Origin of the sequence: Halomonas sp. SS10-MC5, assembly GCF_015992245.1 — a bacterium.
Lineage (GTDB): Bacteria > Pseudomonadota > Gammaproteobacteria > Pseudomonadales > Halomonadaceae > Halomonas > Halomonas sulfidoxydans.
Map to the genome: position 1 here is coordinate 1,030,648 of NZ_CP065435.1, position 12,067 is coordinate 1,042,714.

The 12,067-nt window shown below is 67.5% G+C and carries 12 protein-coding genes; 7 read left to right on the forward strand and 5 right to left on the reverse strand.

Annotation, left to right across the window (positions count from 1 at the left end; genetic code table 11):
• Nucleotides 1-3: 3 nt before the first annotated feature.
• On the forward strand, nt 4-339 hold the full coding sequence (gene glpE, locus I4484_RS04900; RefSeq protein ID WP_197449882.1) for a thiosulfate sulfurtransferase GlpE: 336 nt from the start codon (nt 4-6) through the stop codon (nt 337-339).
• Nucleotides 336-1,475: a polynucleotide adenylyltransferase gene (locus I4484_RS04905; protein ID WP_197449883.1), complete on the forward strand. Its 1,140-nt coding sequence runs from the start codon at nt 336-338 to the stop codon at nt 1,473-1,475. Before glpE ends, I4484_RS04905 begins: the two co-directional genes overlap by 4 nt.
• Nucleotides 1,476-1,500: 25 nt before the next feature.
• On the opposite strand, the gene folK is transcribed toward I4484_RS04905, so the two are convergent.
• On the reverse strand, nt 1,501-2,010 hold the full coding sequence (gene folK / locus I4484_RS04910; RefSeq protein ID WP_197449884.1) for a 2-amino-4-hydroxy-6-hydroxymethyldihydropteridine diphosphokinase: 510 nt from the start codon (nt 2,008-2,010) through the stop codon (nt 1,501-1,503).
• Nucleotides 2,007-2,375 (reverse strand): dihydroneopterin aldolase, encoded by a 369-nt coding sequence (folB, locus tag I4484_RS04915; protein WP_197449885.1) that lies wholly within the window; start codon nt 2,373-2,375, stop codon nt 2,007-2,009. Before folB ends, folK begins: the two co-directional genes overlap by 4 nt.
• A gap of 162 nt (nt 2,376-2,537) precedes the next feature.
• Between folB and plsY the strand changes: the two genes are divergently transcribed.
• The gene (gene plsY / locus I4484_RS04920; RefSeq protein ID WP_197450927.1) at nt 2,538-3,101 is read left to right on the forward strand and encodes a glycerol-3-phosphate 1-O-acyltransferase PlsY; all 564 of its coding nucleotides are present in this window, start codon (nt 2,538-2,540) and stop codon (nt 3,099-3,101) included.
• On the opposite strand, the gene tsaD is transcribed toward plsY, so the two are convergent.
• Nucleotides 3,098-4,135: a tRNA (adenosine(37)-N6)-threonylcarbamoyltransferase complex transferase subunit TsaD gene (gene tsaD / locus I4484_RS04925; protein WP_197449886.1), complete on the reverse strand. Its 1,038-nt coding sequence runs from the start codon at nt 4,133-4,135 to the stop codon at nt 3,098-3,100. The genes plsY and tsaD overlap by 4 nt on opposite strands.
• Nucleotides 4,136-4,358: 223 nt before the next feature.
• On the opposite strand from tsaD, the gene rpsU reads away from it, so the two are divergent.
• From rpsU to rpoD, 3 genes are all read left to right on the forward strand, one after another.
• A complete protein-coding gene (gene rpsU, locus I4484_RS04930; protein WP_010629611.1) occupies nt 4,359-4,574 on the forward strand; it encodes a 30S ribosomal protein S21 in 216 nt (71 codons plus the stop codon).
• Nucleotides 4,575-4,717: 143 nt separating this feature from the next.
• Nucleotides 4,718-6,529: a DNA primase gene (dnaG, locus tag I4484_RS04935; RefSeq protein ID WP_197449887.1), complete on the forward strand. Its 1,812-nt coding sequence runs from the start codon at nt 4,718-4,720 to the stop codon at nt 6,527-6,529.
• Between the two features lie 217 nt (nt 6,530-6,746).
• On the forward strand, nt 6,747-8,606 hold the full coding sequence (rpoD, locus tag I4484_RS04940) for an RNA polymerase sigma factor RpoD (protein WP_197449888.1): 1,860 nt from the start codon (nt 6,747-6,749) through the stop codon (nt 8,604-8,606).
• A 106-nt stretch (nt 8,607-8,712) separates the two neighbouring features.
• Here rpoD and I4484_RS04945 read toward each other — a convergent pair whose 3' ends face one another.
• Nucleotides 8,713-9,372: a hypothetical protein gene (locus I4484_RS04945; protein ID WP_197449889.1), complete on the reverse strand. Its 660-nt coding sequence runs from the start codon at nt 9,370-9,372 to the stop codon at nt 8,713-8,715.
• 48 nt (nt 9,373-9,420) lie between these two features.
• Complete coding sequence (locus tag I4484_RS04950; protein WP_197449890.1) at nt 9,421-10,365, reverse strand: LysR substrate-binding domain-containing protein; 945 nt, start codon at nt 10,363-10,365, stop codon at nt 9,421-9,423.
• A gap of 161 nt (nt 10,366-10,526) precedes the next feature.
• Here I4484_RS04950 and I4484_RS04955 point away from each other — a divergent pair, with 161 nt between their 5' ends.
• On the forward strand, nt 10,527-11,906 hold the full coding sequence (locus tag I4484_RS04955) for an L-serine ammonia-lyase (RefSeq protein ID WP_197449891.1): 1,380 nt from the start codon (nt 10,527-10,529) through the stop codon (nt 11,904-11,906).
• Nucleotides 11,907-12,067 lie beyond the last annotated feature (161 nt).

The following is a 12,067-nucleotide window of genomic DNA, read 5'->3' on the forward strand; positions in this document are numbered from 1 at the left end:
CCGATGGCAACCCCATTCCAGCATCTGACGATCGACACCCTCGAGCGCTGGCTCGAGAACGACACCTCGCTCACCCTGGTCGACATCCGCGATCCGACGAGCTTCGCCGGCGGCCATATCCCCGGTAGCCGCCACCTCGACAATGACAGCGTCGCCGCGCTGTTCGAGGCGGCCCCCCGCGAACGTCCGCTGGTGGTGGTGTGCTATCACGGCCACTCCAGCCAGCAGGCGGCGGCCTGGCTGGCGGGGCAGGGCTTCAGCGAGGTCTACAGCCTCGACGGCGGCTTCAGCGAGTGGGAGTATCGCCTGCCCGGACGGGTGGAGCGTGGCGGCCCATGAGCGCAGCGCGCGACCGTTCGACCGAAGGGCTCGAGGTCTACCGCGTGGGTGGCGCCGTGCGCGATGCCCGGCTGGGCTGGCCCACCGCCGACACCGACTGGGTGGTGGTGGGGGCGACCCCCGCAGAGATGCAACGCCGCGGCTTCCGCCCGGTGGGGCGCGACTTTCCCGTGTTCCTGCATCCCGAGACTCACGAGGAGTACGCCTTGGCGCGTACCGAGCGCAAGTCCGGCCATGGCTACACGGGCTTCGAGGTCCACGCCAGCCCCGATGTGACGCTGGAGGAGGACCTGGCCCGCCGCGACCTGACCATCAATGCCATGGCCGAGACCCCGGAGGGGGAGCTGGTCGACCCCTACGGCGGCCAGCAGGATCTCAGTGCCAAGGTGCTGCGCCATGTCTCGCCGGCCTTCGTCGAGGATCCGCTGCGGGTGCTGCGCACCGCGCGTTTTCTAGCGCGCTACGCCCGGCTCGGCTTCGTCATTGCCGGCGAGACACGGGCGCTGATGGGCGAGCTCGCGACGAGCGGCGAACTCACCCATCTGGTTGCCGAGCGGGTCTGGACCGAGACCGAGAAGGCCCTGGCGGAGGCGGACCCGGCGGTCTACTTCCGTACCCTGCACGAATGCGGCGCGCTGACGCCCCTGATGCCGGAGCTCGTCGAGGAGGAGGCGGCGTTCGAGCGAGCGCTGGCGAGGCTCGCCAGGTTGCCCGGCGACCTGTCCGAGGAGGAGCGCCCCCGCTGGCGCTGGGCGCGGTTGGTGGAACACCTTGGTGATGCCCGCCAAGCGGCGCTGGCCGAGCGCCTGCGCCTGCCGCGTCGCTATCGCGACCTGGGGCGCCAGGCTGCGCTCACCCGCCAGCTGCGCCAGCAGGCGGCGCCCGGCGCGGACGACGTGAAAGCGTGGTTGGACGGCATTGATGCCTGGCGGCGCGACGAACGTGTGCCACCTCTGATCGCGCTGGTGGCACTGGACGCCCCGGGCCTGGCCGAGCGGCTCGAGCGGGCCTGGCGGGCGGTGTCGCAACTGGAGGCGAGGCGCCTGGTGGCGGAGGGCTTTCACGGCGGTGAGCTGGGCCGGGAGCTGGCCCGCCGGCGCCGGGCCATCCTCGTGCGGGAGCTGTCGGGCGACTGAGCCGTGCCGGTGGGGCTGGCGCCGGTTAACGCGGCGCCGCGCGCGGCCAATCGAACGCGATCGGCCACAGCCGCTGCTGGCCGGGGTCGAAGGCCGACCATATTTCGGCGTAGGTTCGCCCATCGACGGGGTGCGGTGTGTCCGGCAGCAGTTCGGATAGCGGCCGCAGCACGAAGGCGTGATGCAGGATCTCGCCGCGCGGGAGCATGACGCCGTCATGCTCGCCGACGAGGTCGCCTACCGTGAGCAGATCGATGTCCAGCGTGCGCGGGCTGAACTTGGGCGTGCCCTCGCGTCGGCCGTGGTCCCGCTCGATACGCTTGCACCAGGCCTGCAGCTCTCCGACCGACCAGTCGCTGTCGAACGCTGCCACCAGGTTGTAGAAGTTGTGGCCATCCTCGAAGCCCACGGGCTCGCTCTCGTAGACGCGCGAGACGACGAGACCGGTAAAGGTGGCATCGAGGAGGTCCAGGCAGCAGCGGACATGGTGCTCGCGGTCGATGTTACTGCCGATGCTGACGCTGACGCGGGTCATCGCGCACTCCCCTGGCAAGTACCCCGTTCGATGCGCACGCCCACGGCCGCGGCGGCGGGCACCGCGCCCGGCTTGCGCAGCGTCAGCCGCAGCCAGGGCACGTCAAATTCTTGCATCAACAGCTGTGCGAGGCGTTCGGCGAAGGTCTCGACCAGGGCGTAGTCGTGCTCGTCGGCGAAGCCGGCGATGCGCTGGCTGATGGCGGCGTAATCGAGCGTCTTTGCCAGGTCGTCGTCGGCCGCCGCCGGGCGGATGTCGGTGGCCAGTTCCAGGTCGAGCGTCAGCCGCTGGCGGATGGTGCGCTCCCAGTCATAAACGCCGATGACCGTCTCGATCTCGAGAGACTCGATCAGTATGCGGTCCATGCGCGGCTCCCATCGGAAAAAACGAAGGCCCGATTGTACTGAGCGCTGTGGGGGAATGACAGGTCCATGGCGCTGTCCCCGGGGCGCCGGGGCTGGCATCATGCAGCGATGGGCGCATGAGGGAGGCGGGACCGGGTGACGGTCGAAGGGCTACTGCTGCTGTTGGGGCTGGCGTTGCTGGGCTACGTCAGCGGTTCCTGCTTGGGGGCGCTGTGGATCTGCCGCCTGGCGGGCGTCGGCGATCCTCGCCGGGAGGGCTCGGGCAACCCGGGCTTCTCCAATGTGCTGCGCCTGCATGGGCGGCGGCTGGCGGCGGCGACCCTGCTGCTCGACGCCGTGAAGGGCATGCCCGTGCTGTGGCTGGCCATGGGGCTGGGCCTGGCGCCATGGGCCCAGGGGGCGGTGGGGCTGGCGGTGCTGCTGGGGCACAGCTACCCGCCCTGGCATCGCTTCCGCGGCGGCAAGGCGGTGGCCAGCGCCTTCGGTGTACTGCTGGTGCTGACGCCTTGGGTGGCGCTGTGCTGCGCTGCGCTGTGGACGTTGCTGGCCTGGCGAGTGCGTACGGCCGCCGTGGCATCCCTGGCCAGTGCCGGGATCGCCCCGCTGGCCAGCCTGTGGCTGGCGCCGGACTACGTGTGGGTCGTGATGGCCTTCACCGCTCTGGTGCTGGTGCGGCACCTGCTCAACATCCATCGGCTGCGCCACGGTGACGAGCCGGGGCTCTAGGTGCCGGTCGGTGCCGCGAGGGTCTCCATCGGCCAGCGCGGCACCGCTTTCATCTGGCCGAGTGCGTCGCGCTCCCCGGCCAGCAGGCGGCGGGCGCCGGCCAGGGCGATCATGGCGCCGTTGTCGGTGCAGAAGCGGCCGCGGGGGTAGTAGACCCGTACGCCGCGCTTCTCGGCCTCGTGGGCCAGGCGCTCGCGCAGGCGCGCGTTGGCGCTCACCCCGCCGGCCATCACCAGCCGCTTGAGGCCGGTGTCGTCCAGCGCCCGGCGGCACTTGATCACCAGGGTATCCACTACCGCTTCCTCGAAGGCCCGGGCCACGTCGGCGCGCGCCTGCTCGTCGAGCTCGCCGGCCTGGTCGAGCTGGCGCAGGGTGGTCAGGGTATGGGTCTTGAGCCCCGAGAAGCTGAAGTCGAGACCCGGGCGATCGGTCATCGGTCGCGGGAAGCGAAAGCGCTTCGGATCGCCCGATTCGGCCAGCCCGGCCACCTGCGGGCCGCCGGGGTAGGCCAGGCCGAGCATCTTGGCGGTCTTGTCGAAGGCCTCGCCGGCGGCGTCGTCGACCGACTCGCCCAGCATGCGATAGCGGCCCTGGCCCCGGACCTCGACCAGCTGGGTATGGCCGCCGGAGACCAGCAGCGCGACGAAGGGAAAGTCGGGCGGCGACGCCTCGAGCATGGGCGCCATCAGATGGCCCTCCATGTGATGCACCCCGAGTACCGGGATGTCCAGCGCGCGGGCCATTCCGTGCGCGGTGCTGGCGCCGACCATCAGCGCCCCGACCAACCCCGGCCCGGCGGTATAGGCGATGGCGTCCAGCTCGCCGCGGGCCAGGCCGGCATCATCGAGTACCTGCTGGATCAGCGGCAGCAGGCGCCGGGTATGGTCGCGGGAGGCGAGTTCAGGCACCACGCCGCCGTACTCGGCATGCATGGCGATCTGGCTGTAGAGGGCGTCGGCCAGCAGGCCGCGGTCGGTGTCGTAGATCGCGACGCCGGTCTCGTCGCAGGAGGTCTCGATGCCAAGGACTCGCATGGTGCAGGCTCGTGAGGCGTGAAAGCCGGCATTCTAGCAAATCGGGGCGCCGCCATCCCGCTTTCGGTCGCTGGAATTTGCAATGCTTGGCAGCGCCGACTAAACTATCGTGCGCTGTACAATTGGGTCGTGCGCCCGGCAGGCCTGTCGCCAACAGCGGTGTGGTGTGTTAGAGGGCGTGCGTTCTAACCGAACTCAAGATTCTAAGGTAGGTGAGTGCTTAATGCCTTCTGTCAAAGTACGTGATAACGAGCCGTTTGACGTCGCGCTGCGTCGCTTCAAGCGTTCCTGTGAAAAAGCCGGCATTCTCTCCGAGGTGCGTCGTCGCGAGCACTACGAGAAGCCGACTGCAGAGCGCAAGCGCAAGGCGGCCGCCGCGGTGAAGCGTCACGCCAAGAAGCTTCAGCGTGAGCGCAAGCGTTTCGAACGGCTCTATTGATCCGTACTCGGGGAGTGCCGACGCCCTAGGCATCGGTGCTTCCGGAAGGATGACCAAGCGGCTGCCGTCAGGTGGCCGCTTGTCTTTCACGACCCGTTCCTCTCCCTGTTTCCATCACCCCGACGGGAGGTGGCGAGACCTGCATGGCCGGCCAGATCCCTCAGCGTTTCATCGATGACCTGCTGGCGCGCGTCGACGTGGTCGAAGTGGTGGGCGAGCGGGTACAGCTGAAAAAGGCCGGGCGCAACTATTCCGGCCTGTGCCCTTTCCATCAGGAAAAGACGCCCTCCTTCACCGTCAGCGCCGACAAGCAGTTCTACCACTGCTTCGGCTGTGGTGCCCATGGCAACGCCCTGCGCTTCCTGATGGAGTACGACAAGCTGCGCTTCCCCGAGGCGGTGGAGCAGCTGGCGTCGCGGCTGGGGCTCGAGGTGCCGCGCGAAGGCGACGACGATCCACGTGCCCAGGCGCGGGAACGCAAGCGTCAGGAAGGGGTCAACCTGCTCGAGCTCGCGGCCAGCTTCTATCGCGAGCGGCTGAAGATGGCCGAGGGGCAGGCGGCGCGGGACTACCTGGCCCGGCGCGGTCTCTCCGAGGAGGTGCAGCGCGACTTCGGCATTGGCTATGCCCCGGACGACTGGGAGGCGCTCAAGCGCCACCTGAGCGCCCGCGACATTGCAGAGGCGGTGCAGGTCGAGTACGGCCTGCTGGTGCAGCGTGAGGAGAGCGGGCGGACCTACGACCGCTTTCGCGACCGGGTCATGTTCCCGATCCGCGACGTGCGCGGGCGTACCATCGCCTTTGGCGGCCGGGTGCTGGGTGATGCCAAGCCCAAGTACCTCAATTCCCCCGAGACGCCGGTGTTCCACAAGGGGCGTGAACTCTACGGGCTATTCGAGGCCAGGCAGGCCAACCCGCGGCTGGAGCGGGTGGTCATCGTCGAGGGCTACATGGACGTGGTGGCGCTGGCCCAGTTCGGCATCCGCAACGCCGTGGCCACCCTCGGCACCTCCACCAGCGAGGAGCACCTGTCACGGCTGTTTCGCATGGTCGATGAAGTGGTGTTCTGCTTCGACGGTGACAAGGCCGGGCGCCAGGCGGCCAGTCGCGCGCTGGAAACCGTGCTGCCGCAGATGATCGACGGGCGCGAGGCGCGCTTCCTGTTCCTGCCCGAAGGCGAGGATCCGGACACGCTGGTGCGCCGCGAAGGACCGGAGGCCTTCGAAGATCGGATCACCTGTGCCAGCCCGTTGTCGGAGTTCCTGTTCGACCAGGCGGCGCGGGGCCGGGACCTGGGGCGAGTCGAGGAGCGCGAGCGTTTCGCCAGCCAGGTGCTCAAGGCCGCGAGCCGCCTGCCGCGGGGCATGCTGCAGACGGTGCTGCTGGGGGAACTCGCGCGGCGCACCGGTGTCGATCCGTCTCGCTTCGAAGCGCTCCTGGCGGTGGACGAGGGGGCGCCGGTCGAGCCGAATGTCGCGCCTGCGGCCGCTCCTGTCGGGCAGGGGATGCCGGGCGATGCGCCGGCCAGGGAGGGCTCGCTGGGACTGGTGGCGCGCGTGCTGCAGCTGCTGGTGCACGAGCCGGCGCTGGTCGACCGCCTGCCCGCCGAGGACGACTGGTGCCCCGAGGGAGAGGGAGATGCCGCGCTATGCCGCGAGCTGGTCCGGCTGTTGCGTGCCGGACGCTACCGCAGCCCCCAGGTGGTGCTGGCCCATTTCCAGGGCAGCGCTCAGGGCGAGCGGTTGGCTCGCCTGGCGCGGCGCGAGATGCTGATTCCCCGCGAGGCGCGAGGCAAGGAGCTGGAGGGGCTGGTCGACTATCTCGTGCGCCATCGCCAGCGCCAGTCGCCGCAGGAGGAGTTCGAGGCACTGCTGGCGAGGGAGCGCGGGGGCGAGCGGCTCTCGCTGGAGGCGAGGCGGCGCCTGCAGGAGTTGCTGGTCGAGCTGGCGCGCTGAGCGGTGGGGTTGTTTTCCCCGCGCTTCACCCCCACACAGGAGTATGGCGGTCAAGGCGCAGACGGCATAACCGTTTAAACTAACACACCTGAGTGTTCGAGCAAATGGGTCGCACTGGCGGGGTCGCGAGGTTTCCCGCTATACTATTGGGCTTCATGAGTTTTCTCCACCCCAGCGCTTCAGGTGCTTCATTCTTCTTCGTCGAGATAGGGTTTCTATGGCTGGAAATGCGCAGCAGCAGTCACGTCTGAAGGAGTTGATCGCGCGTGGCAAGGAACAGGGCTACCTGACCTACGCCGAGGTCAACGACCACCTCCCCGAGGATATTGCCGATCCCGATCAGGTGGAAGACATCATCGGCATGATCAACGACATGGGTATCAGCGTCGTCGAGGAGGCTCCCGACGAAGATACCCTGATGATGTCCGATCACTCCGCCGACGAGTCGGCTGCCGAAGAAGCCGTGGCTGCCCTGGCGGCGGTGGAAAGCGACGTGGGTCGCACCACCGACCCCGTGCGCATGTACATGCGCGAGATGGGCACCGTGGAGCTCTTGACCCGCGAGGGCGAGATCGAGATCGCCAAGCGCATCGAGGAGGGGACGCGCGAGGTGATGTCGGCCCTGGCCTGGCTGCCCGGTGCGGTGGACTCGATTCTCGAGGCCTACGATGCGACCCAGGACGAGGAGGCACCCGGCCGCCTCTCCGACCTCTTTTCCGGCTTCATCGACCCTGACGAAGGCATCCCCGGCGTGGCCGAGGCCGAGCTTCCCGAGGAGGAGATCCGCGCGAGCGACGACGAAGACGACGACGCCGACGACGAAGACGACGACGATAACGACGAGGCGGAAGAGGAGAGCACCGGCGGCCCCGACCCCGAGGAAGCCAAGGCCCGCTTCGAGCAGATCCGCGAGCAGAACGAGCTGGTGCGCGAGGCGATCGCCCAGCATGGGCGGGGCAGCGCGCAGGCCCAGGCCGAGATGGAGCGCCTGGCCGAGCTGTTCTCCCCGATCAAGCTGGTGCCCAAGCACTTCGAGCGCCTCGTCGGTCAGGTGCGGATCAGCGTCGAGCAGGTCCGCGCCCAGGAAAAGACGGTGATGCAGCTGTTCGTCAAGAAGGCGAAGGTACCGCGCAAGAACTTCATCAAGGCGTTTCCGGGCAACGAGTCGCGCCAGGAGTGGGTCGACGAGTTCATCGCCGAGAATGCCAAGTTCGCTGAGCGTCTGGAGCCCCTGCGTGCCGATATCCAGCGCGCCCAGCGCCGGATCGCCTTCGAGGAGGAGATGGTCCAGCTGGCGGTGGCCGAACTCAAGGAGATCAACCGCCGGCTCTCCATCGGCGAGGCCAAGGCGCGCCGTGCCAAGAAGGAGATGGTCGAGGCCAACCTGCGTCTGGTGATCTCCATCGCCAAGAAGTACACCAACCGCGGGCTGCAGTTCCTGGACCTGATCCAGGAGGGCAACATCGGCCTGATGAAAGCGGTCGACAAGTTCGAATACCGCCGCGGCTACAAGTTCTCGACCTACGCCACCTGGTGGATTCGCCAGGCGATCACCCGCTCGATCGCCGACCAGGCGCGCACCATCCGCATTCCGGTGCACATGATCGAGACCATCAACAAGCTCAACCGCGTGTCGCGCCAGATGCTGCAGGAGATGGGGCGCGAACCGACGCCGGAAGAGCTGGGCGAACGCCTCGAGATGCCCGAGGACAAGGTGCGCAAGGTGCTCAAGATCGCCAAGGAGCCGATCTCCATGGAGACGCCCATCGGCGACGATGACGACTCGCACCTGGGTGACTTCATCGAGGACAGCACCATGCAGCTACCGGTCGACCTGGCCACCGGCGAGGGTCTGATCGAGGCCACCCGCAACGTGCTGGGCGGACTCACCGCCCGCGAGGCCAAGGTGCTGCGCATGCGCTTCGGGATCGACATGAACACCGACCACACCCTGGAGGAGGTCGGCAAGCAGTTCGACGTGACCCGCGAGCGAATTCGCCAGATCGAGGCCAAGGCGCTGCGCAAGTTGCGCCATCCGAGCCGTTCTGAGCCGCTGCGCTCGTTCCTCGACGAGTGATTTAAAGCCCCGACAGCCCGGGATGACAGGACGCCCACAGCCGCATGGCTGTGGGCGTCCTGCTTTCGGGCGTTGGCAAGGCGGCAACCGAGGGAGTCGTCGGGCCTCAGGGCAGGGCGCGAGCCTGCTGCCAACGCCGGGTGAGCAGAACCAGCTCGATAACGGCGATCAGCAGCAGGCTGTAGCCGAGCAGTTCGGTGATCTCTTCGGCGGCCTCCTTGAAGGTGCGCAGATAGTGCTCCTCGAGAATGGCCATCCACATTGCGCTGCGCCCGTACAGGCGGGAGAAGACGTAGGTGACGAGAAAGCCGGCGGCGAAGAGGCCGAACGAGAAGCTGTTGCCGTAGGCGACGAACTCGTCCAGGAAGCGTCGGCGCCGCCACAGGGCGAGGGTGAGACAGGGAAGCAGTACCAGGGTGACGAGCATCTGCCAGGCGCCGTCGAAAAGGTGCCGGTCCAGGTAATAATCCTGCTCGCGAATCAGCGAGGCGACGATCAGCGCCAGCATCAGCAGCGAGACGGTGGGGAGTTCGCGCCTGACCGAAGGCGTCCACAGCAGTAGTGCACTGGCTGACAGCACGGCGCTCTGGCACAGCTCGGTGAAGCCCAGTTCGGCGAAGGAGCGCCTGGCGGGAAGATACAGCGCCTCGTAGTAGATGCCTTGCAAGAACGCAGCGACGAGCAGGATATAGCACACGGCCCGAAGGCAAGCCGCAGCAAAGCTGATAGGCGCCGTGGGTGGCGGCGACAGGGGAGTTCGATGCATGGAGGTTCCGCTGGGGCAGGACAAACAAGATTCGCGCAGAGTGTAGCGTCATCGCGACGGGACCGCCATGGGCAGGCCCTGGCTGCGTTGCGCCTCCTCCACGATCCAGTCGTGTACCGCGGCGACCCGGCGGTCGTCCAAGGCGCCGCTAGTGTGCACGATGCCGTAGCGCTTGCCGGTCGGGATGCGCTGGGGAAAGGGCGCGATCAGGCGGCCGGTCTGCAGTTCGTCGGTGAGCAGGGCCTGCCGCGCAATGGCGACCCCCATGCCCGCCACCGCCGCCTCCATTGCCAGCCGGTGGCGATTGAACGTGTAGCCGCGGCGCACGTTGAGCGGCGGCGCCTCGATGGCATGCAGGTAGTGTTCCCACTCGGCGTAAGGGTGCCCGCCGCGCCAGGCGGTGATGTCGTGCAGCAGCGGGTACCAGGCCAGCTCCTCGGGGCGGGACAGGGCGGGGCGACGGCGCATCAGGGCGGGGGCACAAACGGGAAAGATCACCTCTTCCATCAGCGGCGTGATGGCGAGTCCCGGGTAGTAGCCGTCGTTGAGGTCGATGGCGAGGTCGAACTCGCCCTCGCGTAGCGACAGACTGCTATCCTCGGCGATGACCTGCAGTTCGATGTCGGGGAAGCGCGCCTGCAGTCGCGGCAGCCTCGGCATCAGCCATTTGCTGAGAAACGCCGGCACGCTGCGCAGGCGGATCACGCCGCTCATTACGCCACTGCGCAGGCGCTTTACCTCGAGGCCGACAGACTGGTAGGCCTCGTCGACCACGGCGGCCAGTCGCTTGCCCTCCTCGGTGAGCTCCAGGCGCCGCGGCAGGCGACGGAACAGGCGGAAGCCCAGCCGCTCCTCGAGCTGCTTGATCTGCTGGCTCACCGCACCGGTGGTGACGTGGAGCTCTTCCGCCGCGCGAGTGAAGGAGAGGTGGCGGGCACTGACGGCGAAGACCTTCAGCCAGGCGTGGGTCTGGGCATGCAGGAGTCGGCTCATTGTTTAGTTTTGCTATAGCTCCTAGCAGATATTCTCGTTTGCCGAGGGGCGCTTTCGCCACCAACATAAGGTCAACCGTGCCGTGAAGGCAAATATGTTTTAGCCAGGCTGATGCATGAGTCGCACAAGAGGCGATCGGCCGGCAGCAGACGAGGTGGCATATGGCAATCAGTGTCTTCGACCTGTTCAAGATCGGGATCGGTCCTTCCAGTTCCCATACGGTGGGGCCGATGCGGGCCGCCTACGATTTCGTTCAGGCGCTGCGCGACGAGGACCGCCTCGAGCGGGTGGCGCGAATCGAGATCCGCTTGTACGGTTCGCTGTGCGCCACCGGCAAGGGGCACGGTACCGACCGTGCCGTGATCATGGGCCTGATGGGTGAGCGCCCCGACCAGATCGATCCGGCCATCGTCACGCCCTGCATCGAGGAGCTGCTCGAAGCGAACACGCTGATGCTCGACGGCCGCCTGGCGATCCCCTTCCTGTGGGCGCGCGACATGCAGTGGCACGAGGAGTGCCTGCCCTATCACCCCAATGCCATGACACTGATTGCCCACGGCCACGGCGGCGAACAGTGGCACAACACCTACTATTCGATCGGCGGCGGTTTCGTCGTCGACGAGGCGCAGGCCGAGCGCGGCGAGCTGGACCAGGACACCACTGCGCTGCCTTACGACTTCAACTCGGCGGCCGAACTGCTGGCCCTGTGCCGCATGCACGACATGCGCATCAGTGAGCTGATGCTGGAGAACGAGAAGGCCTGGCGCAGCGAAGCCGAGGTGCGTGACGGGCTGTGGCAGATCTGGCAGGCCATGCGGGCCTGTGTCGATGCCGGGCTCGAACACGAGGGCGTGCTGCCCGGAGGGCTCAACGTCAAGCGGCGTGCCGCGGCGCTGCACCGTCGGCTGCTGGCGGCGCGGGACGACCAGAGCCTGATCGCCTCGACCTTCGGGGCGATGGATTGGGTCAACGTCTTTGCCCTGGCGGTGAACGAGGAGAACGCCGCCGGTGGTCGCATGGTGACCGCGCCGACCAACGGCGCGGCCGGTATCATTCCCGCCGTGCTGCACTACTACATGAAGTTTCAGTCCGGCGCCTGCGAGCGCGACGTGGTCGATTTCCTGCTCGCGGCCGGTGCGGTAGGCATCCTGTGCAAGAAGAACGCTTCCATCTCCGGTGCCGAGGTCGGCTGCCAGGGCGAGGTGGGCTCGGCGTGCGCCATGGCCGCAGCGGGACTGGCGGAAGTCATGGGGGGGAGCGTCGGCCAGGTGGAAAATGCCGCCGAGATCGGCCTGGAGCACAACCTCGGTCTGACCTGCGACCCGGTGGGCGGGCTGGTGCAGGTGCCCTGCATCGAACGTAACGCCATCGCCTCGGTCAAGGCGATCAACGCCGCCCAGATGGCGTTGCGTGGCGATGGCGAGCACTTCATCTCGCTCGACAAGGCGATTCGCACCATGCGCGACACCGGCCGCGACATGCAGGACAAGTACAAGGAAACCTCACGCGGCGGCCTGGCGGTCAACGCCATCGAATGCTGAAAGCGGCAGGGTGGCGCTAGCCGCCCTGTCGAGCCCTGTCTCTCGACGCGATGCCCCGGCGGCATCGCGTTTTTCGTTCGCAAGCTACTGAAGTGCCGGTATCTCTACGCCATTGGTCGAGTTCGACCCTTCGGCTATTGCCCCGCGGGAGTCTCTCCTCT

Coding starts and splice junctions, on each gene's coding strand:
- folK (WP_197449884.1), bottom strand. CDS start 2,010: ATGACCCGCGTCAGCGTCAGCATCGGCAGTAACATCGACCGCGAGCAC.
- tsaD (WP_197449886.1), bottom strand. CDS start 4,135: ATGCGAGTCCTTGGCATCGAGACCTCCTGCGACGAGACCGGCGTCGCG.
- folB (WP_197449885.1), bottom strand. CDS start 2,375: ATGGACCGCATACTGATCGAGTCTCTCGAGATCGAGACGGTCATCGGC.
- rpoD (WP_197449888.1), top strand. CDS start 6,747: ATGGCTGGAAATGCGCAGCAGCAGTCACGTCTGAAGGAGTTGATCGCG.
- glpE (WP_197449882.1), top strand. CDS start 4: ATGGCAACCCCATTCCAGCATCTGACGATCGACACCCTCGAGCGCTGG.
- rpsU (WP_010629611.1), top strand. CDS start 4,359: ATGCCTTCTGTCAAAGTACGTGATAACGAGCCGTTTGACGTCGCGCTG.
- I4484_RS04905 (WP_197449883.1), top strand. CDS start 336: ATGAGCGCAGCGCGCGACCGTTCGACCGAAGGGCTCGAGGTCTACCGC.
- I4484_RS04950 (WP_197449890.1), bottom strand. CDS start 10,365: ATGAGCCGACTCCTGCATGCCCAGACCCACGCCTGGCTGAAGGTCTTC.
- I4484_RS04955 (WP_197449891.1), top strand. CDS start 10,527: ATGGCAATCAGTGTCTTCGACCTGTTCAAGATCGGGATCGGTCCTTCC.
- I4484_RS04945 (WP_197449889.1), bottom strand. CDS start 9,372: ATGCATCGAACTCCCCTGTCGCCGCCACCCACGGCGCCTATCAGCTTT.
- dnaG (WP_197449887.1), top strand. CDS start 4,718: ATGGCCGGCCAGATCCCTCAGCGTTTCATCGATGACCTGCTGGCGCGC.